At 32.4% G+C, this 23,590-nt stretch carries 25 protein-coding genes and 1 pseudogene; 9 read left to right on the plus strand and 17 right to left on the minus strand.

The features are described 5' to 3' along the window. Positions 1-331: 331 nt before the first annotated feature. From SAMSHR1132_RS12640 to SAMSHR1132_RS14325, 5 genes and pseudogenes are all read right to left on the minus strand, one after another. Entirely contained in the window at positions 332-2,149 is a 1,818-nt protein-coding gene (locus tag SAMSHR1132_RS12640; RefSeq protein ID WP_000379839.1) for an acyltransferase family protein, read from the minus strand. A 517-nt stretch (positions 2,150-2,666) separates the two neighbouring features. Then, complete coding sequence (locus SAMSHR1132_RS12645; protein ID WP_000586365.1) at positions 2,667-3,155, minus strand: GNAT family N-acetyltransferase; 489 nt, start codon at positions 3,153-3,155, stop codon at positions 2,667-2,669. A gap of 265 nt (positions 3,156-3,420) precedes the next feature. Then, on the minus strand, positions 3,421-4,122 hold the full coding sequence (gene isaA / locus SAMSHR1132_RS12650; protein ID WP_000751272.1) for a lytic transglycosylase IsaA: 702 nt from the start codon (positions 4,120-4,122) through the stop codon (positions 3,421-3,423). A 634-nt stretch (positions 4,123-4,756) separates the two neighbouring features. Beyond that, positions 4,757-5,812, minus strand: a complete 1,056-nt coding sequence (locus SAMSHR1132_RS12655) for a PTS transporter subunit IIC (RefSeq protein ID WP_000200677.1) — start codon at positions 5,810-5,812, stop codon at positions 4,757-4,759. Positions 5,813-5,938: 126 nt separating this feature from the next. Continuing rightward, positions 5,939-6,028 (minus strand): annotated as a pseudogene (locus tag SAMSHR1132_RS14325) (hypothetical protein); the annotation flags it as partial. A 178-nt stretch (positions 6,029-6,206) separates the two neighbouring features. On the opposite strand from SAMSHR1132_RS14325, the gene SAMSHR1132_RS12660 reads away from it, so the two are divergent. The 3 genes from SAMSHR1132_RS12660 (at position 6,207) to SAMSHR1132_RS12670 (ending at position 7,963) form a co-directional block, all read left to right on the plus strand. Further along, positions 6,207-6,776, plus strand: coding sequence for a TetR/AcrR family transcriptional regulator (locus SAMSHR1132_RS12660; protein WP_014373914.1), 570 nt, complete (start codon positions 6,207-6,209; stop codon positions 6,774-6,776). A 386-nt stretch (positions 6,777-7,162) separates the two neighbouring features. Next, entirely contained in the window at positions 7,163-7,546 is a 384-nt protein-coding gene (locus tag SAMSHR1132_RS13600) for a hypothetical protein (RefSeq protein ID WP_000004802.1), read from the plus strand. A gap of 186 nt (positions 7,547-7,732) precedes the next feature. Continuing rightward, a complete protein-coding gene (locus tag SAMSHR1132_RS12670) occupies positions 7,733-7,963 on the plus strand; it encodes a DUF896 domain-containing protein (protein ID WP_000697137.1) in 231 nt (76 codons plus the stop codon). Between the two features lie 153 nt (positions 7,964-8,116). Here SAMSHR1132_RS12670 and SAMSHR1132_RS12675 read toward each other — a convergent pair whose 3' ends face one another. From SAMSHR1132_RS12675 to SAMSHR1132_RS12685, 3 genes are read right to left on the minus strand one after another with little or no spacing between them, the layout of a single operon-like run. Continuing rightward, positions 8,117-8,494, minus strand: a complete 378-nt coding sequence (locus SAMSHR1132_RS12675) for a VOC family protein (protein ID WP_000616232.1) — start codon at positions 8,492-8,494, stop codon at positions 8,117-8,119. Between the two features lie 24 nt (positions 8,495-8,518). Then, complete coding sequence (locus SAMSHR1132_RS12680; RefSeq protein ID WP_000658999.1) at positions 8,519-9,334, minus strand: NmrA/HSCARG family protein; 816 nt, start codon at positions 9,332-9,334, stop codon at positions 8,519-8,521. Between the two features lie 20 nt (positions 9,335-9,354). Continuing rightward, positions 9,355-9,654, minus strand: coding sequence for a DUF2316 family protein (locus SAMSHR1132_RS12685; RefSeq protein WP_000055861.1), 300 nt, complete (start codon positions 9,652-9,654; stop codon positions 9,355-9,357). Between the two features lie 126 nt (positions 9,655-9,780). Here SAMSHR1132_RS12685 and SAMSHR1132_RS12690 point away from each other — a divergent pair, with 126 nt between their 5' ends. From SAMSHR1132_RS12690 to SAMSHR1132_RS12705, 4 genes are all read left to right on the plus strand, one after another. Next, the gene (locus SAMSHR1132_RS12690; RefSeq protein ID WP_031787527.1) at positions 9,781-10,338 is read left to right on the plus strand and encodes a TetR/AcrR family transcriptional regulator; all 558 of its coding nucleotides are present in this window, start codon (positions 9,781-9,783) and stop codon (positions 10,336-10,338) included. Then, complete coding sequence (locus SAMSHR1132_RS12695; protein WP_000161840.1) at positions 10,331-11,035, plus strand: SDR family NAD(P)-dependent oxidoreductase; 705 nt, start codon at positions 10,331-10,333, stop codon at positions 11,033-11,035. Before SAMSHR1132_RS12690 ends, SAMSHR1132_RS12695 begins: the two co-directional genes overlap by 8 nt. A gap of 98 nt (positions 11,036-11,133) precedes the next feature. Then, positions 11,134-12,132, plus strand: coding sequence for an amidohydrolase family protein (locus tag SAMSHR1132_RS12700; RefSeq protein ID WP_000836434.1), 999 nt, complete (start codon positions 11,134-11,136; stop codon positions 12,130-12,132). Positions 12,133-12,161: 29 nt separating this feature from the next. Further along, complete coding sequence (locus tag SAMSHR1132_RS12705) at positions 12,162-12,992, plus strand: alpha/beta hydrolase (RefSeq protein WP_000380158.1); 831 nt, start codon at positions 12,162-12,164, stop codon at positions 12,990-12,992. A 146-nt stretch (positions 12,993-13,138) separates the two neighbouring features. Here SAMSHR1132_RS12705 and SAMSHR1132_RS12710 read toward each other — a convergent pair whose 3' ends face one another. The 7 genes from SAMSHR1132_RS12710 to SAMSHR1132_RS12740 form a co-directional block, all read right to left on the minus strand. Beyond that, positions 13,139-14,029, minus strand: coding sequence for a CobW family GTP-binding protein (locus tag SAMSHR1132_RS12710; protein WP_000706532.1), 891 nt, complete (start codon positions 14,027-14,029; stop codon positions 13,139-13,141). 99 nt (positions 14,030-14,128) lie between these two features. Beyond that, entirely contained in the window at positions 14,129-15,469 is a 1,341-nt protein-coding gene (locus tag SAMSHR1132_RS12715; RefSeq protein WP_000895209.1) for a nucleoside recognition domain-containing protein, read from the minus strand. Continuing rightward, positions 15,463-16,569, minus strand: coding sequence for an NAD(P)/FAD-dependent oxidoreductase (locus SAMSHR1132_RS12720; protein ID WP_001163733.1), 1,107 nt, complete (start codon positions 16,567-16,569; stop codon positions 15,463-15,465). Before SAMSHR1132_RS12720 ends, SAMSHR1132_RS12715 begins: the two co-directional genes overlap by 7 nt. Before the next feature lie 407 nt (positions 16,570-16,976). After that, complete coding sequence (locus SAMSHR1132_RS12725) at positions 16,977-17,273, minus strand: DUF4176 domain-containing protein (protein WP_000447705.1); 297 nt, start codon at positions 17,271-17,273, stop codon at positions 16,977-16,979. Then, positions 17,261-17,629, minus strand: a complete 369-nt coding sequence (locus SAMSHR1132_RS12730) for a hypothetical protein (protein WP_000066358.1) — start codon at positions 17,627-17,629, stop codon at positions 17,261-17,263. Before SAMSHR1132_RS12730 ends, SAMSHR1132_RS12725 begins: the two co-directional genes overlap by 13 nt. Before the next feature lie 14 nt (positions 17,630-17,643). Then, complete coding sequence (locus tag SAMSHR1132_RS12735; protein ID WP_014373916.1) at positions 17,644-17,922, minus strand: TIGR04197 family type VII secretion effector; 279 nt, start codon at positions 17,920-17,922, stop codon at positions 17,644-17,646. Positions 17,923-18,259: 337 nt separating this feature from the next. Further along, positions 18,260-19,126 carry a fructosamine kinase family protein gene (locus SAMSHR1132_RS12740; protein WP_001005505.1) on the minus strand — a complete coding sequence of 289 codons (867 nt, stop codon included), beginning with the start codon at positions 19,124-19,126 and terminating at the stop codon, positions 18,260-18,262. A gap of 217 nt (positions 19,127-19,343) precedes the next feature. Here SAMSHR1132_RS12740 and SAMSHR1132_RS12745 point away from each other — a divergent pair, with 217 nt between their 5' ends. Both SAMSHR1132_RS12745 and SAMSHR1132_RS12750 read left to right on the plus strand, forming a co-directional pair. After that, on the plus strand, positions 19,344-20,408 hold the full coding sequence (locus tag SAMSHR1132_RS12745; RefSeq protein WP_000277410.1) for a quinone-dependent dihydroorotate dehydrogenase: 1,065 nt from the start codon (positions 19,344-19,346) through the stop codon (positions 20,406-20,408). 154 nt (positions 20,409-20,562) lie between these two features. Further along, complete coding sequence (locus tag SAMSHR1132_RS12750; protein WP_000159830.1) at positions 20,563-20,838, plus strand: hypothetical protein; 276 nt, start codon at positions 20,563-20,565, stop codon at positions 20,836-20,838. 186 nt (positions 20,839-21,024) lie between these two features. Here SAMSHR1132_RS12750 and SAMSHR1132_RS12755 read toward each other — a convergent pair whose 3' ends face one another. Both SAMSHR1132_RS12755 and SAMSHR1132_RS12760 read right to left on the minus strand, forming a co-directional pair. Beyond that, positions 21,025-21,747: an epoxyqueuosine reductase QueH gene (locus tag SAMSHR1132_RS12755; RefSeq protein ID WP_000606202.1), complete on the minus strand. Its 723-nt coding sequence runs from the start codon at positions 21,745-21,747 to the stop codon at positions 21,025-21,027. 193 nt (positions 21,748-21,940) lie between these two features. Next, positions 21,941-23,449 (minus strand): FAD-dependent monooxygenase, encoded by a 1,509-nt coding sequence (locus SAMSHR1132_RS12760; RefSeq protein ID WP_001059091.1) that lies wholly within the window; start codon positions 23,447-23,449, stop codon positions 21,941-21,943. Positions 23,450-23,590 lie beyond the last annotated feature (141 nt).

Below are 23,590 nucleotides of genomic sequence, written 5' to 3' on the forward strand. Positions count from 1 at the left end.
ACTCTATACGTATAGTCATTAGCGACTCAATTATTTTAAAATTTATATTTTTTATTTTTTTGCTATGCAAATAATTATAACTTTTATAGTTTTGCGACAAGACAAACTTTAACATAGATTATACGTCCTGTGTGCTTTGTTATCGTATTGTAACGTGTTCATAACAAAGCCCCTTCGACTGTAATATTCAAAGTAAAATGCCTACAATATTTTTAAAGACTGCCAATATAGGCTTTGAGTTATAAAAAAGCACTAAACTTATAGAAAATACCTGCTTTTTACAACTAAATGTCATTAGCAGTGTAATATTTCAAAAGTTTAGTGCTTTAAGTTATTTTTTATTTGACGAGTGCGTTTCCATCGTTTTTACAATCAAATCTGTTAACGCTTTACTACCCGCATATTCTAAATGTATACCATCATAGGCAAAGTACTCAGGATGACCTGCTGAAGCTTTATACCAATCTACTAGATGTACATTGGAACGCTTTTCAGCTGCTTCGTAAATCAATTTATTTATTCTACCTTCATAATTTCTAGGTACTCTAATTGAAACTAAGTAAATATCTGCTTTACCAAAGCTATCTAATAGTTCATTTAATTGATCTTTAGTAAAGTCACCATTTGTACCAAGCTCCACAACTACTTTTTGACCTTTTTTAGCGTAGTCTTTATATTGTGATTTCACAATCGGCGTTGCATCAACAAGTTGTCTACCAACCTTACCATCAATTTGTGCATTTGGTATCTTCTTAGTAAAGACATTACCAATATCCACCATGACTGAATCACCTATTAATAATGGAGATGACTTTTTAATATCTTCTTTGCTATTAGCTTTTTGCTTATCATCTTGCTTAGCTTTGTCTTTCTTATCGACTTTTTTCTTCGTCGTTTTAAATTCTGTTTTCTTTTCTTTTTTCTGAGTCTCATGCTGCTTACCTAACGCATCGAACTGTCCGGCTAGCACTGTGATTGTCGGAATTAATAATAAGATAACCAATATTGTTCTAATAAATTGACTTTTCTTTTTAGGTAAAAACGCAAAAGCTTTAAATCCATTTTTACGTATTGGTGTTTCAATAAAACGATATGAAATTTCAGCCATTAAAGCTGTTAATAAAATCTCTATAACATAGACATACGCTGGAATTTGCCCTTGTACATAATAACTGTTCATAAATACAATGATAGGGTAATGCCATAAATATAAACTATATGAACGTTTACCTATTATTAAAAACGGCTTCATACTTAAAAATTTGGCAAATAAACTTGAAGGATGAACCGCAATCGCGATAATGAATAATGTCACAAAGGAAATAATATAAAATCCTCCATTATATATCCATTGATCTTGGTCTCCAACAATAAAGAATAACGTCATCAGTACGGCAAATCCAGATATACCGATAATGTCTAATGAGGCAACAACCTTTTTAGAAATATCTTTTTTCAAAGCAAAAGGTGGCCATATAAAAGCTAAAATACAACCTAGTAATAATGTCTGTAATCGAGTATCTGTACCGAAATATACACGCGAATTGTCTCCAGTAACTAAATGAATTACCATCATAAGTCCTAATGAAATAAGAGACACAACAAATAGAGTTTGTATAATATTTCTCGGTTTAAATCTATGTAATAAGAAAGTGATAACCAATGGGAAAATCAAATAAAATTGTTCTTCAATGGCTAATGACCATAAATGTTTTAGTGGTTCAATAGCAAATTGGTTAAAATAATCTACATTCTGTGAGATGTACCACCAGTTTGACACATAGAATATAGCTGCAATAGCATCTCGCTTCATCTGTATAATTAAATCTGGTTTAAATATAAGTGTAAACGTTAGTACCACACATATTAAAAACAATACTGCTGGAATTAATCGTTTCAATCTTCGTTTCCAAAACTCTAATAAATCAATCTTTTGCGTACGATAATATTCACTAATTAACAAACTTGTTATTAAATACCCTGAAATAACGAAGAATGTGTCTACCCCTAAGAATCCCCCACTTAACCATTGTGTATTCAAGTGATAAATTAGAATTCCTATAACTGCGAATGCCCTTAAACCATCTAATCCTGGTAAGTATCGCGGGGAATACATTTTTTCTAAACGTTTAAAGTCTTTTGTATCCATGTTAATAAACGCCCCATTTATTTTTCTCTATTTTGTAGCATATCACAATATTTTTAAAAATAACATATAGTACTGATTTTTATTAATTGATTTAACCCTTAATTAACATGATTTTTAATTTTTTATTAAATAGCAAGCAATCCTTAGAATTAAATTTACAACTGTAAATCACATAAAGATTAGTCATTTTTACTACATAACATAGATTATCATAGATTCTTAAATTTTTAACGAAATAACCGTCATTTTCATTATATTTTTACAAAAAAAGGTTCCTTTTATATTTTATTCATCTTACTTTTACACAATTATTTAAATATGCTATTCGAATTTTACTTTTTTAAAAAATTCTATACTGTACAAATTAACATTTATTGAGAATAAAGTGAGATGCCGTCTATCATATAATTTAAATCAAACGATATATCACGTCCGCTTTTATATATAATGTCTGTTATGACCTACTTTTAAAATGAATATTACTAAAGTTGTCGTATCAATTATTCATTGATTCGAATTAACCTATTAAATTTCTGTAATAAAATCTATTATCTACATCTAATTTTGGAAAACTACTTGGTAAATCTTTTTGATTAATTTCACGGAAGCCATTTTTAGAATAAAAATACTGAGCACTAATAAATTTATCAATTGTACCTAAATAAATCCCATCAATATTATTTTCTTTACATGTTGTTACAACTATATCTAAAAGTTTCTTTCCCACTTTTAGATTTCTGTAATTTTCATCAACAAACATCTTTTTAAGTGCGGACTTATTATTATCTAACTTAATCAAACCTATAGTACCAATAATTTTTTGTTGATCATTTATTGCAAGCCAAAATTGCCCACCATTATTCAAATAATTCTGTTCGATGTTTTCAAGATCAGGTTGATCATTTCTATCAATATTAATATTAAATTCATTTTTTTGAATCGACAAAATAAATCCAATTAACTCTTCATGATATGACCTATTATATTCAATTACATTTATAATCATTTTTGTCTCCTTATCATTTAATTTAATTATCAAATTCTCGTTAAATTTATATCTATCATACTCTCTAGAGTCTCAAATAAAGTTACATAACACTTCATACTTAATAACGACAACCATTTTAGTAATTATACAATAAGGTTTTTCTAACCTAAACTTCTGCTCCTTATATAAAGTAGCTTTGATTAATAAAAAAGCTCTCCCCAATTTCTATGGGAAGAGCTATATATTTAATGTCTAAACATTACTTTTATTAATTATGAAGGAATTAGAATCCCCAAGCGCTTAAACCTTGAGCGTTGTATGCTTTAACAGCTGCGTTGATTTGTTGATCAACAGTTCCTGTTGGACCCCAACCTGGCATAGTTTGGAATAAACCTGAAGCACCTGATGGGTTGTAAGCATTTACTTGACCATTTGATTCACGAGCGATGATTGCAGCCCATGTAGAAGCTGAAACACCAGTACGTTGAGCCATGATTTGAGCTGCTGATGAACCAGTAGCACCTGCAGTATTACCATTGCTTAATCTCACTGAACTTGAAGTAGTTGAAGTGCTGTAGTTATGGTAAGTTGGCGCTGAAACAGCTGCAACATTTGAGTTACTTGATTGCGCATTGTAGCTTACTGATTGTACATCTGAACCTTGGTTGTATGAAGTAGTGTAGTCTGCACCTGCAACGTTTGAGAAACCAGCAGTTTGACCATTAGCTGCTTCATAGCTCCATGACCATGTAGTACCATTTGAAGTGAAGTTGTATTGGAAACCATCTTTTACAAAGTGGATGTCATATGCACCATCTTTGATTGGAGCTGCATTTAATTGATCTTGATGATTGTGTGCTAAGTCAACTAAGTGTGCTTGATCAACGTTTACTTCAGCAGCGTGTGCTTCATGTCCTGTGCTTGCTGCGTAACCTGTTACACCTAATGCCACTGCTAATGATGATGCCATAATTGTCTTTTTCATAGTAAAAAATCCTCCAGTAATAATTGTAAGTTTTATGTTTTTAGTAATTATATTTGAATTTAAATGTCGTAGTGCAAGTTCAAAATGTCTTTTATTTCTTTCAACGGTAATCACTATATCATAAAAAAGTAGCCAGTAAATTACACTTCTATTACAAAACATTACAATATCAAGTGTCATTTGTAATGTTGAAATATGGTTGTTTTATACTGTAATGAGAAATATAACTCTTTTTGAATCTTATTTAATCTTGAAATAGCAAGAAAAACATAAGTTTTTTAGTATATTTAGCTCAACTATTACAGCTTTCGTAATATTACAGATTGTATTTTTGTTACATTGCTGTAATATTATTGACATCAAATACAGCTGTTTTTAAGGAATCACATTCAATTAAAAAGCATTCAATAAGTATGGTTTTACACACATATTGAATGCTATTAGTGTTATGTATTCAAAATTATAGAATACATATCTTTTATCAAATTAAAATCTTTCAATTTGCAAAGACGCATTTAATTTTAATTATCGAACTAACTTTCCTCTATTATTAAAGGTGTCATTTATCATCACTTGATGGGCTATCACAAACTTACGATTCAAAAACAGCCTCATTCAATAGATAGAACTGAAATTATCCCATAAATTTGAAAATATCATTTGTATATAGACGAAATACTTTTCTATAAATGATATCCGCAACCCATGCTGTAAGGAATGGTACTACAAAGAATGCAACTACAATGAGCAATACACTTAACCACGCTGAATCAACGTGCATGAATTTAAACGCATTGATTGGCCCAACCATACCTATGAAACCAAATCCAGCAGACTCTTTCGTTCCATAAATACCAACTATTGCGGAAACCAATCCTGATACAATTGCAGTCGTTAATATAGGCAACATTAAAATCGGATATTTTACAATATTGGGTATCATCATTTTAACGCCACCGAAAAATACAGATAGAGGTACGCCCAGTCGATTTACTTTACTAGTACCAATAATTAAGACCGCTTCAGTTGCTGAAATTCCAATTGAAGCAGAACCAGCAGCTAGCCCTGTAATACCTATTGCAAAAGCTATTGCCACTGTCGATAACGGTGAAATAATAATAAGACTAAATACCATTGAAATTAAAATACTCATAATAATTGGTTGTAATTCTGTAAATCCATTTACCATATTACCAATGCCTGTCGTAATCATTCTAGTATATGGCAATATTAGAACACCTATGGCTCCTGAAATCCCTCCAACTACTGTTGGGAAAACAATTAATGCCATACTACCAACACGATGTTGGATTAACAAAATAAATAATACAGCTATAGCTGCCGTAATCATCGTATTTATTAGGTCACCTATACCAGCAATGACCCAAGCACCATTTTTAAATTGAGCTGCTCCGCTTCCTACATATGCAGCACTGGATACAACTGCAATTGCTAACGGCGACAAATCAAATTTCATTGCAATTAATGCACCAATCAAAGCTGGTACAGTAAATTGAATTGCTACTACAACTCCAAGCAATGTTTTAAAAATTGGATGATAATCCATAAAATACTTAAAAATTTCTCCAAGTATTGCATTAGGAACTAAGCCTGCCACAATACCTATGGCGACACCCGATAAAACTCTAAATATAAAATCTTTTGGTGTAATTGTTTTAATTGATGTCATAATATCATCCTTCCACTTATGTATACGCATCTTTATGCAAATAATAAAGAGCCTTAAGTTATAAGCTACCGCTAGCTTAAATTCTAAGATGTGCATGCCGATGTTGTTATATTTAGGCTAGCCATATCATCTATAACTCAAGACTATGGAAAATAGTATATCACAAAATTCTGAATTTTTAGATAAGAATTTTGAAAACTTTTCAAACATATTGTTATTTTCATTAATTCTTCAAAAATGACTATTAATATAGAAGAAAGTAGTATTTACCTTTATGTAATTAGCGCTATTTGTATTTATAGCCCCCTTACTCTTCATAAAATCATTTATATTGACATAAAAGTACGACATATTGATAATAAGATTAAAACAACAACTGTTAGATAGGTGACAAATGATGGAAAATAAATCAATAGATCCAAGAATTATAAGAACAAAACAATTACTAGTAGATGCTTTTCAAAAAGTTTCTCGAGAAAAAAAGTTGTCACAAATTACCGTCAAAGATATCACTGATATCGCAACAGTCAATCGTGCAACATTTTATGCTCACTTTACCGATAAAGAAGATATTTTAGATTACACATTATCTGTAACTATTTTAAAAGACCTCAATGATAACTTGAACATTTCAAATGTTATTAATGAAAAGGTACTACGCAATATTTTTATTTCGATTGCCAGTTATATGAAAGATGTTGAAAAGTCATGTGAGTTAAATAGTGAAGCATTTTGCCATAAAGCACACCAACGTATCAATAATGAGTTAGAAGATATTTTTGCCATCATGTTAGAAAACAGCTATCCAGATCACCAAAGAGATATCATTGTAAATAGCGCAAGTTTCTTAGCAGCTGGTGTATCTGGTTTAGCTTTACATTGGTTAAATACAAGCCAAGATTCAGCAGACGTTTTTATTGATAAAAACCTTCCATTTTTAATACATCATATTGCTCATTTTTAAAAGATAAAGATATATCGCATCAGTGCATGTTTTACTTCAATATTATCATTAAGCATTTAAGTAAGATTTAACCCCTACTAAAAATAATTATATCTTTTCGCTACAATTAAGCAGAACAAAGTTACACCTTACATACCACATCATAAATGTACGACGCTTGTCCTACACGCATATAGATTTTAAACAACCTCTATATTAATCTATATACGCTCATGACAAGCGTTTTTATATACTTAAACAACACTTTCATATAAACGTTGTCTAAGCAACAGATAAAGCGAGCATGTTTATTGGCAAATATTTGATGTGGTAGTATAGTATATTTAAACAACAGATGTCGCATAGATGATGTTCGTTGTTTATCAAACGAAAAAGGAGGGATTGACGTGAGCGAGACAGACGAGCCTATGGGGTTTGAATACACACATGTACACATACCATTAATGTATCAAAGTGGTAGTAAATATGTACTATCAATTGGCGATACTAAATTGAAGTTGAAATTGAAGCAAATAATGAAAGTTATTGCGCATAGCGTACAGCAAATTGTCTATCAAATGAAGTATAAAAATTATATAAATCAATTTGACGACGGTTTAAATAGAAGCCATATATTTGGCTTTAAACAGTCTAATAATATGTTATTTATATTTGCGCAATTTAAAAAGATGTCGTCTGACAAAGTTAGTTTCTATGCTCAGCATCGTCATCCTTTCATAAGTACCAATTTCCCCAATACAACTTCAACTTCTCTTCTATCATCTAATTGATTATCGTTAAATTATTGTACCTATTTGTTAAACAGTAATTTCAAATCCCTTAATTAAAACTTGAAAATGTGCGAGTGTTAGCACAAAAAATAAAATATAACATGAATTAACGTATTGATTAATAAGAGAAACCTTTAAAACCCTTTTTAAACTTATCAATCAACATTCTTAGGAGGAAATAACTATATGAAAATTTTAGATAGAATTAATGAACTTGCAAATAAAGAAAAAGTACAGCCACTTACTGTAGCTGAAAAACAAGAACAACATGCTTTGAGACAAGACTATTTGAGCATGATTCGAGGTCAGGTATTAACAACATTTTCTACAATGAAAGTCGTTGATCCACTTGGTCAAGACGTTACACCTGATAAAGTCTACGATTTACGTCAGCAATATGGTCATCTTCAAAACTAATGTTTAATATCAAAAATAACTAGTTAGTACTATAATAAAGCCCATACATGATGGATTTCACTAGTGCATGTCATCAACATTTATGACAAATGCATACAGCTTAAAATTCCATTTATGTATGGGCTTATTTTATGACATCAATTAACAATTAATTTAACAGACTAAAAAGTTAAAATGATGACCATCAAGATCTTTGAACATCGCTCCATAAAAACCTTGACTTACAGTTGGTTCTTGAACAACAGTACCACCTGCTTCTTTCACTTTATTTACTAAACGATTTACTTCTTCATTCGTTTTCACACCTAGCGAAATCATAACTTCATTTGGTTTCACATCAACACTTTGTTGGCTCACCTTTTCAAAATGATTATTTTCAATTAAAATCACTGTTGTTTGACCTATTTGAATACCAACCATTTTGTCTAACATTTGTGGATTTTTATTAATTTCAAAACCTAATGACCTATAAAATTGTTCACTCTTCTCTAAATCTTGGACATGTAAATTGAACCACATTGATTGAATCATAATCTCACTCCATTTATCTCATATTTATAAACTTTGTTCTTTAAGCCATGTATTTAAAGATAATTTAGTAGGATTGATTTCAGACATTAATTCAAAATCTACCTCATATCCTTTTTCTTCTAACCATTGTCTTTCTGCAGTACCACTAACAAATTCACCTTCAATAACGGTTGGTTTGCCCGTTACCTCACTAAAAATCTTTGCCACTTCAGTTAATGTCAGTTCATCTGAACCGATTTCTAATGATTTATGGTTAAATTGATTTGGATGTTCAAATAAATATGCAGCAATTTTAGCAATATCTTTAGCAGAAATCATAGTAAACTTAATATTCGGTTGAATGAATTCTGGTAATGTTATATGGTCATCTTCAACATTTGCAATTCGTAAAAAATTATCCATGAAAAATGATGGTTTAATAATTGTAGCATTTACGTTTGAAGCCATTAATCTATTTTCTATTTCTGCTAACGTTTCAAAATGTGGTCCTGTTCGATTACGATTAACTCCACCCGCAGTACTATAAACAATATGTTGTATCTTTTCTTCTTCTGCCACCTCAATTAACATTGTGCCTTGTCTTAGTTCTTCATCAATATCATCTTTAATGATTGGTTGAATACTGTATAGCCCGTATTTTCCCTTCATTGCAGACTTCAAACTAACGCGATTGCTTAAATCACCTTCAACAATTGTTAAGTGAGGATGTTCTATTTCTGAAAGTTTATGATTATTCTTATTTCTTGTTAATGCACATACATGCCAACCATTCTCTAACAACTGTTTCACAACGGCATTACCTTGTTTACCTGTAGCACCTATGACTAATATTTCTTTCATGTTTAACCACACTCCCCTGTTTATCTTAAGAACCAATAATCTTCTTTTTCGCCTTTTAAATACGTATACGGTTCTGGCGTTTGTCCATTTTCCTCAATGTTGTTATTAATCACATCTCTAACATCCCATACTAAATGAATAAAACTTTGTAATTGATTACTAAAAACACCCAATGGTGCTTTCATTTGCAATGCTTTTTCCACTTTATCAGGTGTAGTATCTAACTTTATTGCTATGTCTTGAACAGTTAATGTTGAAACTTTAAAATGTGCTTCTAATTCTTCTTGTGTTGTGCGACGTTGCTCTTTATTTAATGACAAATTCATCACTCTTTTCTTCAGAATGTATTCTTACATTGCATATAAATTGCTATCCTTTTAATCACGACTTATAATAAACGGAGTATTATCCGTTTGTCAATTTTAACAATTCAAGAAGGTGAAATAATGCGCAAAGACGCTCAAGAAAACAGACAACGAATTGAAGAATTAGCACATAAGCTTTTTAGCGAAGAGGGTGTCGAAAATATTAGTATGAATCGAATAGCCAAAGAATTAGGTATAGGCATGGGAACACTCTATCGACATTTCAAAGATAAAAGTGATTTATGCTTTTACGTTATTCAAAGAGATCTCGATGTTTTTATGAAACAATTTAAACAACTTAAAAATACCTACCATTCTAAATATGAGGTTATGAAAGCATCTCTTGATATGCTCTTGCAATTTAAAATGGACAATAAAGCATTGTTACATTGTATAGAGGCTGGAAACAATAAATTACGTTTTTACCAAAGTGCATTTTATCAACAATTATTCAATTTTTATCATGAATTACTTAAGAGTGATGATGCCAAATTTTCAAGATTCAAAACAGATATGCTATTACAATCCTTATCAACACGCGAATTTGGATTCCAAATAGAATATCGTCATATTTCAATTGAAATGTATCGAAATTATTTATTAAACATATACTTAGATGAGGTGGAACGTAATGACTAAAATTGTATTAATTACAGGTGGAAATAAAGGTTTAGGATATGAAAGTGCTAAAGCCCTCAAAGCGTTGGGTTATAAAGTATACATCGGTTCACGTAACGATGAACGTGGGCAACAAGCTTCCCAAAAGCTCGGTGTACATTACGTACAACTTGATGTTACAAGTGATTATTCAGTTAAAAATGCTTATAACATGATTGCCGAAAAAGAAGGTCGTCTTGATATTTTGATTAATAACGCGGGCATTTCTGGTCAATTTTCAGCACCTTCAGAATTAACACCCCGTGACGTTGAAGACGTATATCAAACAAATGTATTTGGTATCGTTCGAATGATGAATACGTTTATTCCGCTATTAGAAAAATCCGAACAACCTGTTGTTGTTAATGTATCAAGTGGTTTAGGTTCATTTGGAATGGTTACTAACCCAGAAACAGCTGAATATAAAGTTAATTCATTAGCTTATTGCTCATCAAAATCAGCAGTAACAATGTTGACTTTACAATATGCCAAAGGGTTACCGAATATGCAGATTAATGCTGCAGATCCAGGTGCTACAAATACTGATTTGGTTGGTGATTTCAGTAATAATGCTAAACATGTTTCGGAAGGTATTAAACCTATCATTAAATTAGCAACTATTGATGAAAATGGCCCAACTGGCACATTTATTAATGGTAATGGCGAAATGCCTTGGTAGATATCATTAAGTTTTAAACCATTTAAGTATGGATATAGTTTAAAGGATTTCGCTATTTATATAAAAATTGTATATAAAATATTTTGGAGGGGAAATTAATGAAAAGTATCACTTTTGAAGAACATTACGTCATCCAGGATATTCAAAATGAAACAATGAATGCAAACACAGCAGACCCTAACGGCGTACCTATGAAAGTAATGTTAGATGGACTCGAGAAAAAAACTGGCTTTACAAATGCTGATGAGTTATCCAATCATGATAAACGTATTCAGTTCATGGATAACCAAGATGTTCAAATCCAAGTTTTATCATACGGGAATGGTTCACCTTCTAATTTAGTCGGACAACAAGCCATCGAACTATGTAAAAAAGCTAACAATCAATTAGCTGATTATATTTCACAATATCCTGATCGATTCCTGGGCTTTGCAACATTACCTATCAACGAGCCTGAAGCTGCAGCTCAAGAATTCGAACGCTGTGTAAATGAGTTAGGATTTAAAGGTGCGCTCATTATGGGACGTACACAAGACGGTTTTCTTGATCAAGACAAATATGATGTTATCTTCAAAACAGCTGAAGCTTTAGAGGTACCAATTTATTTACACCCTGCACCCGTCAATAGTGATATTTATCAATCTTATTATAAAGGTAATTATCCTGAAGTAACTGCTGCAACATTTGCTTGTTTTGGCTATGGGTGGCATATTGATGTTGGCATCCACGCAATACATTTAGTATTATCTGGTATTTTTGACCGTCACCCTAAATTAAATATCATCATTGGACATTGGGGAGAATTTATCCCATTCTTCCTAGAGCGCATGGATGAGGCTTTACTTGCTGATCACTTAAATCACCCTATCAGCTATTATTTTAAAAATAACTTTTATATTACACCGAGTGGTATGTTAACGAAACCGCAATTTGATCTAGTTAAAAAAGAAGTAGGTATTGATAGAATACTTTATGCCGCTGATTATCCATATATTGAACCTGAAAAACTCGGTGTCTTTTTAGATGAACTTGGTTTAACTGATGAAGAAAAAGAGAAAATTAGTTATAGAAATGGCGCTAAGTTATTAGGCTTATAATTAATCATTAACAATTGGAGGGCATTAATATGGATACTTTAGAATTACAAGGTGCTAAATTGAGATACTATCGAGTTGGACAAGGTCCCGTACTGATTCTTATACCGGGCGCAAATGGTACAGGTGACATTTTCATGCCACTTGCTGAACGTTTAAAAAATCATTTTACCGTTGTCGCAGTAGATCGTCGTGATTATGGCGAAAGTGAATTAACTGAACCGCTTCCTGATTCAGCAGCAAAACCTGATAGTGATTATCGTGTTAAACGTGATGCACAAGACATTGCTGAACTTGCAAAGTCATTAAGTGATGAACCTGTATATGTATTAGGCTCAAGTTCAGGTTCTATTGTTGCTATGCATGTATTAAAAGATTATCCTGAAGTCATTAAAAAAATTGCTTTCCACGAACCACCTATCAATACATTTTTACCGGATAGTACTTATTGGAAAGATAAAAATGATGAAATTGTTCATCAAATTTTGACAGCAGGATTAGAAAAAGGCATGAAAACTTTTGGTGAAACTTTAAACATTGCACCGATTGACGCAAAAATGATGTCTCAACCTGCCGACACAGAAGAAGGACGAAAAGAACAATATAAACGTACAATGTTCTGGTCAGAATTTGAAATTCGTCAGTACACTCATTCTGACATTACGTTAGATGATTTCAAAAAATATAGCGATAAAATCACGTTACTGAATGGCACAAATTCAAAAGGATCATTCCCTCAAGATGTTAACTTCTATATCAATAAAGAAACTGGAATACCTATTGTAGATATCCCAGGCGGTCATTTAGGTTATATTCAAAAACCTGAAGGCTTCGCTGATGTATTGTTAAAAATGTGGGGATAACCCCCCTATACTAAACAGCAAACAAAAAGCTTGGACAGTTTTCAAAATATTTTTGATGACTGCCCAAGCTTATTTTTTGTATTTTAACATTCAAATTAACCAATATTTTAAATTAGTTGTCTACTTATTATTATCCACTAACAATACTACTGTTCTAAACATTGATAGTCTGCCTTCGCAATACCTCTTCCTATAAGGACTAAATACTCTGGCACTTTTTTCGAAAATGCCATAGGTATTAATTCGTATTGTCCTTGAGTATATTGAATGAGGTATGTTTGTTTAGTATCTTCGAATGTCATAAATCCTTTCAACCTATAAATATGAGACGGAAGGCATGCTAAACGTTTTATAAATTCCGATTTTGTACACCTAACTGGTGATTGAATAAATTGATGATTCATTGTTTTATGTAATGATTCATGCTTACTTAAAGCATATGCCGGCATTTGTTGTGATGCTATTGGCAAAGCGACTCTACCGTCCATACCAACTTGTATATCTGCATCTGGATTAATAACTTCTAAGTCTTTTAAAAGTTTACTCGTTGTATCAACATGTGCTGAATCTATTTTATTTACAAACACTACAGAGCAGTATGCTAATTGCTCATAAAATAGGCCTTGGATGTCTTTGGGGAATGCTTTTATATGTTTATACATACTTGCGTCAACCACACCAATCATATGTGAAATTATTGTAAATGGAGCTAATATGGGTGTTAAACACGCATCTAAAACGGATACAGGCTCTGCAATCCCACTACATTCAATAAATACAATATCTGGTTGTTCTTCTAGATATAATTGATGTAACTGTTCTGATACATCTGCTTTCATCGCACAACATATGCAGCCCTCTGTCAGTTCACTTAATGGTACGTCTTCAGATACTAATGCACCATCAACACTCATTTCCCCAAATTCATTCATGATAACTGCTGGTTTCAGCGATTCCTTCAATGATTCAGTGAGTAAATGATTTAGCACTGTCGTTTTACCACTCCCTAAAAAACCACCTATAATGACTATTTTCATCTACGACTCTCCCCTTAAAATTCATATGAATTGCATATTCGAAGATAGCTTTCCTATTGACTGACAGGACGCTACAGTTAGTTATAGTTCATTCATTCTTTAAAAGGCCGTCATTATCACTTTCGAAATTAGTCCTATACTAATGATCAAAACTAATGATGTCACCATTTGTTTTCCAATCAATTTAAGTGCCGATTTACCACCTAAATGTTTCAATAACATCGTCATCGTGACTGAACATGCTGTAAATGTTGAACTAAAAAATACAAGTAGTAGCAACTGTATCACTGTTAGCTCCTTTAGTACGGAACCTTGTTGCATATTAAACAAGAGCATGCCATCTTTTCGAATCATTGAAAATAAAATACCTGGGGACAACTCTGACGAAATCCCTAATAACGATAAAACAGGTGTAAACACTTGTGATACAACATTCAAAATTGGCGTTAGTGATAAAATGCTAACAATAAGACAGATTGTTATAAAAATGGGCAATGCTTGAGCGATAAACATTTGAACATTTTGCCACATTTGTAGCACCATTTGACGTAAATTGGGCATATGCAGTTTCCTATCATAAGGCATAGGAATACTATGTTGTTGCTCATTCTTTTTCAGCCAAATTCTATTATGTAAAATACCACCTAAAAGTACTAATATTAAGTACGGCATAAATAGCCATGACTTTCCAGCTACACTAAAAATAGATAATGTCGCACCTATTTGATAACTGCAAGAACTACCAAAGCTTATTAAGCTCATACACTGCGTCTTTGAACAAGCATGACATTGATGTGCCGCTTGTGAAATGGCTGCTGCATTACATCCAAATCCTTCTAATAGCGGCACGATATCATTCCCTTGTAATCCTATCTGTAACATTGACGGTTCAATTGCCCATATCATCCATGATTTGAGTCCTGTTTGATCAATAACAGCAGTTGATAAACTAATCAATATGACAACTGGCAATGCCCATACGAGAGAATATGTCCCAAGTGATAACACACCGTAATCACCAAATAATATATGCTGTAAAATATCGTGATTGAGCAATGTTATTTGAGTTAAATATTCTATCCATGTTGATACATACTGATTTTGAAACCAATCTGAAAATTGATACGCTATATAGATAGGCAAAGCAAACATTAAAAATATCAACATCCAAGCTAAAAATGTCGCGCTTATTTTCGGTCTTAAATGTTGACGCTCTTTTTGAAATAAAGTTAATTGTTCAATCGCATGTTTGCTTGCAATGGGTGAAGAAACAACACTTTCCGCTAATGAAATATCTAATTTCTGTTTAATAATTAGTAATCTTAATTTTGCTTTTTCTGTTGCGGTAAGTTTATCCGCATGACTAATAACCAAATAATGAGGCTCATTAGGTATGGGCGTATAATGCCCCGTTCTCATATCATATTTCACTTCTAACATGTGCATGACACTTCACAACATGAATAATCATCTAAATACATTTGATTTTTTTGGTAATTTTCAATGACCTCTTGTTTAGCTGGTAAGCCTTCCCGCTGTGTTAAAAGATGGGCAAGTACTGCAAATCGCGCTCTGAATTTATAGATATAGCATAATTTGGCATTATCATTTTCAACTGTTGCGCCAATCATAAAAATATTCGGATAACGTGTCGATTCATCATGATTTGTTAATTTAATATCTTGATTAGTAGTCGTAAACAGTTGTTGAACGATTGGATTTTTTGTTGCATCAAAGCCAGTTGCTAGTATTGGTTCATGAGGCGTAAGCACACTTTGTCCGCTATCAAAACTGATATGATACTGACCATTGTTAAACTCAATATCTTTAACCGTATAATGTACATTCATTTCAATGCGTGCACCTTGTTTAATAACATTACCTAGTCGCTGACGTGTATAAGGTGACAATCTAACACTAGGATCAGCATCTGGATCATTTAATCCGGTTGTACTTGTGTAAAGTGCAATGTCAGAGCCATTTTTTGCAAGTTGATAAGCTGCATCAAAGCCACTTTCATTACCACCAATAACTACATATTGTCCTTTATTAAAGGTATTAAAGTCTTCAATTTCACTATAATGAATACCATATTTAAAAGGCTTTTTAGGGAAACTATAATCACCTGTTGCGACAAAGATATAATCCGCGTTATATGTCTCTGTTGTCGTTGCAATCGTATAGTATGCATCATCTACAGATACATTTGTGACAACGGTATTTTCAATGATATTCAGTTCGTAATGGTTGGCGACCACTTGTAAATATTCAGCATATGTTTCTCCGGAAATATGTTCTTCATTAAATGTAAATGCTGGTGAAGTATCCATAGAAACTGCATTCATATCAGGCATGCCAAATCCATTAGACGTAAATGACGGCGTAATCGTACGCGTCGATTTAGGCCAATGTTTAAATGAATGGCCTACTGTTCCTTTTTCTAAAATAATGACATCTTCTATACCGAAATCTTTTAAGGTAATGGCCATACCTATACCTGCAGCACCGGCACCGATAATAGCCACTTTATGATGTTGCATGTTAACACTCCCTCAATGATCTATTTCATGTTATTGTTTCTGATTATAAATCGTAATAATTACGATTTATAAAGTATAGACCTATCCTTGAGAAATTTCAACATTAAAAGAAAAACTTCCGCTATTGTAGAGAATCCTTCTACATTTTGGAAGTTGGCTTGCGGGATTTTATTAAATTTAAGGATGCTACAGTACGTTCAATTGATTGCGAATGACATTTAATGGTTATCATCCAGCCTCAGTACTTAGAGATAACATTTTTGGCTGGAAATGATAAAGAACCACTAATGATTTATTATGTAGTGGTTCTTACACGTTAGCTGTGGATAATGTGTACTTAAAAAATGGGAATACATGTGTAAAGCTCATGCATAAGAAATACTAATTTCTAAAGATAAAGTTTTTCTTTATTGTTGTGTAACTTCTCCACGTTGTATATCACTATTCAAATTTTGTTTCATATTATTAAACAACTCTTGAAATCTATCCTCATCTTGATCAGAATAACCTTTAAAAATAACTGAATCTATATTTTCTTCATTAAAATAATAAATTTCATCTTCCACTACACCAATGGGATATTTACATGCAGAATAGTCAAACATATACTTTTGATTTTCAATTTCTACAATTGGTCCTCTATTAATAATCATTAACTTTTGTGAACCTTCTTTTAAATAAATTATGCTTCCTATTGTTTCCATTTATTTTCCTCCTTTGTCACCGTCTCGATTTCGATATTCCTTCGCATTTCCAAGTCAATCATCTCTTCTTCCGCTTTGCGAATGCCATGTTGAATTTGCTGTTGTTGCTCGTATAATGCTTCCGTTGAACGTCGTTTCGCAAAATTAAATTCATCGCGGAACTGTTCCATACGACTAGCCATATTGCTACTATAATAACGCTCGCCTAAATGTTGATACAATTGTTCTATCGAATGATTAAGCGCATCACTTTCATCTATCAACGCTTTAACTTCTTGCTTTTCGTCATATAAGTCATCCATTTGCTTATGTTTCGCTGTGATCATTTTATTGATTTCATCAAGTTTATTCGACATCATTTCACCACATTTTAATTTTTACCAATTTCATTACCAATCATTACGTCAGTTTGGTCAAAAGCCTCACCAACTTTTTGTATATTATCGCTCGCAGTTCCTATTGCTTCAGCAACAGATTGATTTTTGCTAATCAAATCATCTATCACACTATGGGCATTTTCATTTCCACTCACTGTTGTACTTTCATCTTTATCCGGTTTCGACACATTATTACATGTTTCAGCAGCACTTTTAATAGATGATGATGCACTATTGGTCTTAAAAATATCACTTTGAACTGTACTCATCATTTACACCTCTTCCCATTTAAATTATTTTAAAATTATTATAAAATGTATCAATATATGATATTCAAACATTCAATTATACTTAAATATTGTTTTATGATTATATTCAAAATTATTGTATCAATAAATATGTATCATTCCTAGAATTTTATTGAACAAAAAGTTAGAAAATAACTTTTATTGCAACTCAACCTTGTTTTGCATTACAGAAATTAACAATAGCGATTAAAATTTTATTTTCCAACAATAAAAAAGCACAAATATTTTTATCGAGGCAGGTGAAACACTTCTCATTGTAAAAATATCTGTGCATATTATTTATCTCAATCTAACGTAGTAACTAACTTGTTGTACCTTGTAAAATCTTATCCATAGAATGCGCAACACTATCACGGTACATCTCACCAAATTTCAATAAATGCACCATCAATAAATATAAACGATAAAATTCAAGTCTATAAGATGCACCTTTTGCGAGTGGATAATGTTTATTATACGCATCATAAAATTCGCTCGTAAAACCACCAAATACCGTTGTAATACCGATATCAAATTCTCTGTCACCATATAAGGGTGCTGGATCAAATAATGCCGGGCGACCATCTTGTAAAAACATATAATTACCACCCCATAAGTCACCATGTAATAAAGACGGTTTACTTTGATGATTCTTTAATTCCGTCACAATTTGATGTCGCACTTTGTCATATACTTTGATATCGTTGGCATCCCATAGCCCCCTATTTAACAACGCATCTTTCAAATGGTCCATGCGCTTGTCGACAAAAATGGTACACCAATCGTCTTGCCAATGATTATCAAAGGAAATATCGCCACCCTCATAAGGTAATGGGAAGCCAAATTTGCCTTCTTCTTGTTGCTGACTGTGTAATTGAGCTACGAGTTTCCCTAACTGGCGTTGACTTCCTGAAGCCCCTTCTTCTAAATATGTCATCACTAAATACGCATCACCGTTAACTTCGCCACTTGCAATCACTCTAGGTGCCGTGATGCCGGCACGCTCAAATTCATTTAAACCCGCAATTTCTGCAGCATAAAAGGATTCTTTACGCCCACGTTGGACAAGTAAGAAAAATGTATCTGCATCGGTTTCGACTCGATATGCTTCATTTACATCACCACCACTAACTGGTGAAATATCTTTAATATCTTTTAAAGGTAAATGCTCTAACCATTGTTCATTCATACAAACACCTTCCAATCTACTTACTTTATAATATTATATTGCCTAATTAAGATGATTTAATCTTAAAATTATTTGTAGTACTTGCGTCAATTTTCAAAACTTTTTAGTTTTAACTAGGAAATTATGTAGGGAAATGCTAGTCTATTAAAAGAATATATTTCACATATATTAAGTTGAGGATAGTAAGCCTCAAATATAATGAAATAGGAGCATACTCATGTACAAATTAATTAAACCTTTCTTATTCAAAATCGAACCCGAAAAAGCACACGGACTAACTATCGATGCATTAAAAACGTTACAAAAGTTTCCAGTTTTATTCCCAGTCGTCGATAAACTATTCACTTACAAGAACCCAATGTTATCACAAACGATACAAGGTAATACGTACGACAATCCAATTGGCTTAGCAGCTGGTTTCGACAAATCTTGCGAAGTGCCAAAAGCATTGGAACACCTTGGATTTGGTGCATTAGAATTAGGTGGTATCACACCTAAACCTCAACCGGGTAACCCTCAACCACGCATGTTCAGATTATTAGAAGATGATGCCTTGATAAATCGTATGGGTTTCAATAATATTGGTATGAACAAAGCACTCAGCCATTTGCGTAAACATGCTTATCAAGTACCTGTTGGTATCAATGTTGGTGTGAATAAAATGACACCTTATGAAGCACGTTATCAAGATTATATAAAAGTCATTGATACGTTTAAACACGACGTTTCATTTTTCACAGTCAATATCAGTTCTCCAAATACTGAAAACCTTCAAAATTTCCATGATAAAGATGAATTTTCAATGTTATGTCAAGCTTTAACAACATTTAAAAAACAACATGATGTAACAGTGCCAATTTATTTAAAGCTAACGTCTGATATGGATTTCGATGGCTTAAAAGCACTATTACCGGCGATTACTAAAACATTTGACGGTGTCATCTTAGCAAACACAACGCGCCAACGAGATGGTTTAACTTCCGCTAATAAAGTCGAAGAAGGCGGTTTGAGTGGTCGTCCATTATTTGAACGTAATTTAAAATTAATTAAGTATGCTTATCAACAAACAAATGGTGAATTTTTAATTATAGGTACAGGCGGCGTATTCAGTACTGAAGATGCAATCAAGATGATGCGTCACGGTGCATCACTGATTCAAATTTATTCATCACTTGTTATTGAAGGCCCAGGTTTAACTAAGAAAATGAATAAAGGCATCGCGCGCTACTTAAAAGATAATCATTTTAACAATGTCAATGATATTATAGGACTAGATGCCTAACCCAACATAGTCAAATGATACGTTAAAACTTGCTGAATCGTCTTAATAAAATTATGATATAACTCAAGAAGATATATTTATCACCATTTTCAAAATAATGGCTTAAATATCATATATCATCAAATATAGCGTTTTTATAACGGAGGCGTTTGTTATGACTAAAGAAACAGATAATAAAAAAACAATATCGACTTCTGACAACAAAGACACACAGCAACAAAATCAACCTGAAGAAGATGAACGTCAAGGTTTGAATGGTTATCGTAAAACAGATCTTGATTTAGAAATCGAGCAAGAGCTACGTGAAATGATGAAAACAGGAGAAAATGAAACGAAAAATGACTACAAAAAGTTTAAAGTGTTTTCACTTATTTCAACACTTGTCATTGTCATTTTAGCAATTATACGATTTGTTCATAAAATGATGTAAGCTTCGTCATTGAGAGTGAGACTTTGATTGATGTCTCTGGATCCAGATATTCATGATAACTACAATATTTACGATTATATAAATAACCCGAGATTTTAGTATGATTCATGTCACTAAAATCTCGGGTTATTATTTGATATATTCTATGTAAGACAAGGCCTGTATACCTTTACGTCACACACTAGATTAATCTGGATATTGTTCTAAAAATGCTTTCGCTTCTTTATTAACTGTTTTAAAATCAATACCTTGTTGCATCGCTGCAAAGACGCAGCCACAATAACACTGCCTAAAGATATTATAGTCATTACACATTTCTATAGAACGTTCATAACCTTTACTTTTCTTAAAATCACTTGGCAAATAGTTCACATCGTATATTTTTTGAACATCCATACCAAGTTCATTGATTAATTGTGCGTTCTTTTTAGGTGATAATGTTAATGCACTTCCGAAGTAATCATAGCCATGTTCTACAGCTGCTTTAGCTACAATATCTAAACGCATTTCAAAACAAGCAGTACAACGTAAACCGCCTTCTTTTTCATCAGCTAATTCTTTATCCTTCACCATTTTCATAAACTTATGTGGTTCATAAGGTGCTTCAATATACTTCACATTCGCACCAGTCTTGCGATTAAAGTCTTCCACAAATTGTTCTTGCACTTTAGCACGTCGTAAATATTCATTTTTCGGATGGATATTTGAATTCGCGAAATATATTGCAATGTCTGCATATTGAGTCAAAAACTCTAATGTATATGTACTACAAGGCGCACAACAGCTATGCAATAAGATTTTAGGTCTGATTGCTTCTCTTTCCCACTGCCCGATTAACTTTTTAAGCACCTTGTCATAATTAATTTTTTGATTTTTCATTTTACCAATAATTGGTTCAGCATTAATCATGATTTAACCTCCCACATTGAATCATTAACTTCTATTATATATGATTCTTATTAAATGTCAGTCAAAAAAGTTAGAAATCCATTTTAATACATTTATATTTCTAAAATCCCTTATGTATCTGAAGGAATTTAATTTAAGGTCTACTTGACAAAGTGTTGTTCAAGTTGCAATACTCTTCTCTATCATGGATTAATTAGTTTAAGTGACGAATACTATATTTATGAATCATATTTTTTATTTGTTCTAAATTCTTGGCGTCTGTAGCCACAGATACGTAACTATCTGGGCGTACTAGAAATACTGAGTTTTCCTTAATACCTTTAGCATACATTGATTTGTTCCAAGGAACGTTATACATTGGAACCCCTGTTTCATAGGCTAATTGTTTAACATCTTGTGTCATTGTCCCATATAGGTGTATTTGCCAATCATATGATTTTAAGGGTACAAAGTTATCAATGTTTTCGTTATAAATCCATGGTAGACGATCCCCACCTTTAATTTTGCCATATTCTCCAGTACTTAATTCACTTTGATGATAGTTTAAATTGGTTTGAGAAATAGTTTTAAATAATAATTTTTTCAGAGTATTAAATCGTAATAATTTGGGTGCTAAGAAAGGAATAACAAAGTTTTTAACCATACGACTATTAACCATGATTTGAAAAGCTGTATCAGTCGTACTAACTAATTTTTTGGCGAACTCAATACGTTCTGGTTCATAAGTATCTAACAAATTTGTCGATGCTTTACCTTTTAATACCGCTGAGATTTTCCAGGCTAAATTAAGTGCATCGCTGATACCTGTATTCATACCTTGCCCACCTGCCGGACTATGAATATGACCAGCATCACCACAAATGAAAATGCGACCCACTCGAAACCTTTCGGCTACACGATGATGAGCACGATAAGATGAATACCAATTCACCTTGTTTACTTTAATTGGTAAGATACGTTCTACATGAGGAATAAGTGTCACAAAATCTTTAGGAGCATCACCATCCACTTTTAAATTGTCAGGGACTAATCCAATCAATCTCAATTGCCCTTTAAATCTAACAGGAAATCCCATACAAAAATAATTATAATGGAAGCCCATGGATGCATCTTTTAATTCTGTTCCATTTTCTACGTCAGCAACAAAAAAGGTTTGTCGATAAGTACCACCAGCGAAACCAATATCAAGTGATTTTCTAACAACACTACTTGCGCCATCGCAACCACAAATATAAGAAAAAGTTTGTGTTGAAACGCTACCGTCAGGTGATTGAATTTTAGCTGTTACAGCATTACCCTCGTCTGTAAACGATACTAATTCATGCTTCCAATCAATATGACCACCTAAGTTTTTCAGTTCATCAACAAGAATTTTTTCATGAATGTCTTGGGGTAATGTTAAAACATATGGATAAGGGCTAATACCTTTGCCTAATTTACCTAATGGAATTTGTGCGATTGCTTTTTTATCTTTATACAGCTTTAATGTAGCTGCTTCAATACCGCTTTCAACAATTCTATCTACAAATCCAAATTGCTGGTAGAATTCTAATACTCTAGATTGAATAGCCATGGCACGAGAAGCAGTACCCGACCCTTCATTTTTATCAATAATTTTAAATGGAACACCTTGATTACTTAATGAAATTGCCATAGCTAGTCCACTAGGTCCAGCGCCAACTATTAATACTCCATTGTTCATATTTATCTATCTCCTATACAATTTACTTTTTTATTATTGATTAAGCATATATCGATTAGCTAGAGTGTTAAATTACTACAAATTAGAAAATGAACACTTTCAAATATGTGTTCATTAAAATTAATCACCATACATAATAAT

The sequence above is a fragment of the Staphylococcus argenteus genome, assembly GCF_000236925.1.
GTDB classification, from domain to species: Bacteria; Bacillota; Bacilli; order Staphylococcales; family Staphylococcaceae; genus Staphylococcus; species Staphylococcus argenteus.

Excerpts from the sequence above, each read along its gene's own strand:
- SAMSHR1132_RS12640 (WP_000379839.1), bottom strand. The coding sequence starts at position 2,149 with ATGGATACAAAAGACTTTAAACGTTTAGAAAAAATGTATTCCCCGCGA.
- SAMSHR1132_RS12645 (WP_000586365.1), bottom strand. The coding sequence starts at position 3,155 with ATGATTATAAATGTAATTGAATATAATAGGTCATATCATGAAGAGTTA.
- isaA (WP_000751272.1), bottom strand. The coding sequence starts at position 4,122 with ATGAAAAAGACAATTATGGCATCATCATTAGCAGTGGCATTAGGTGTA.
- SAMSHR1132_RS12655 (WP_000200677.1), bottom strand. The coding sequence starts at position 5,812 with ATGACATCAATTAAAACAATTACACCAAAAGATTTTATATTTAGAGTT.
- SAMSHR1132_RS12660 (WP_014373914.1), top strand. The coding sequence starts at position 6,207 with ATGATGGAAAATAAATCAATAGATCCAAGAATTATAAGAACAAAACAA.
- SAMSHR1132_RS12670 (WP_000697137.1), top strand. The coding sequence starts at position 7,733 with ATGAAAATTTTAGATAGAATTAATGAACTTGCAAATAAAGAAAAAGTA.
- SAMSHR1132_RS12675 (WP_000616232.1), bottom strand. The coding sequence starts at position 8,494 with ATGATTCAATCAATGTGGTTCAATTTACATGTCCAAGATTTAGAGAAG.
- SAMSHR1132_RS12680 (WP_000658999.1), bottom strand. The coding sequence starts at position 9,334 with ATGAAAGAAATATTAGTCATAGGTGCTACAGGTAAACAAGGTAATGCC.
- SAMSHR1132_RS12690 (WP_031787527.1), top strand. The coding sequence starts at position 9,781 with ATGCGCAAAGACGCTCAAGAAAACAGACAACGAATTGAAGAATTAGCA.
- SAMSHR1132_RS12695 (WP_000161840.1), top strand. The coding sequence starts at position 10,331 with ATGACTAAAATTGTATTAATTACAGGTGGAAATAAAGGTTTAGGATAT.
- SAMSHR1132_RS12700 (WP_000836434.1), top strand. The coding sequence starts at position 11,134 with ATGAAAAGTATCACTTTTGAAGAACATTACGTCATCCAGGATATTCAA.
- SAMSHR1132_RS12705 (WP_000380158.1), top strand. The coding sequence starts at position 12,162 with ATGGATACTTTAGAATTACAAGGTGCTAAATTGAGATACTATCGAGTT.
- SAMSHR1132_RS12710 (WP_000706532.1), bottom strand. The coding sequence starts at position 14,029 with ATGAAAATAGTCATTATAGGTGGTTTTTTAGGGAGTGGTAAAACGACA.
- SAMSHR1132_RS12715 (WP_000895209.1), bottom strand. The coding sequence starts at position 15,469 with ATGTTAGAAGTGAAATATGATATGAGAACGGGGCATTATACGCCCATA.
- SAMSHR1132_RS12720 (WP_001163733.1), bottom strand. The coding sequence starts at position 16,569 with ATGCAACATCATAAAGTGGCTATTATCGGTGCCGGTGCTGCAGGTATA.
- SAMSHR1132_RS12725 (WP_000447705.1), bottom strand. The coding sequence starts at position 17,273 with ATGGAAACAATAGGAAGCATAATTTATTTAAAAGAAGGTTCACAAAAG.
- SAMSHR1132_RS12730 (WP_000066358.1), bottom strand. The coding sequence starts at position 17,629 with ATGTCGAATAAACTTGATGAAATCAATAAAATGATCACAGCGAAACAT.
- SAMSHR1132_RS12735 (WP_014373916.1), bottom strand. The coding sequence starts at position 17,922 with ATGATGAGTACAGTTCAAAGTGATATTTTTAAGACCAATAGTGCATCA.
- SAMSHR1132_RS12740 (WP_001005505.1), bottom strand. The coding sequence starts at position 19,126 with ATGAATGAACAATGGTTAGAGCATTTACCTTTAAAAGATATTAAAGAT.
- SAMSHR1132_RS12745 (WP_000277410.1), top strand. The coding sequence starts at position 19,344 with ATGTACAAATTAATTAAACCTTTCTTATTCAAAATCGAACCCGAAAAA.
- SAMSHR1132_RS12750 (WP_000159830.1), top strand. The coding sequence starts at position 20,563 with ATGACTAAAGAAACAGATAATAAAAAAACAATATCGACTTCTGACAAC.
- SAMSHR1132_RS12755 (WP_000606202.1), bottom strand. The coding sequence starts at position 21,747 with ATGATTAATGCTGAACCAATTATTGGTAAAATGAAAAATCAAAAAATT.
- SAMSHR1132_RS12760 (WP_001059091.1), bottom strand. The coding sequence starts at position 23,449 with ATGAACAATGGAGTATTAATAGTTGGCGCTGGACCTAGTGGACTAGCT.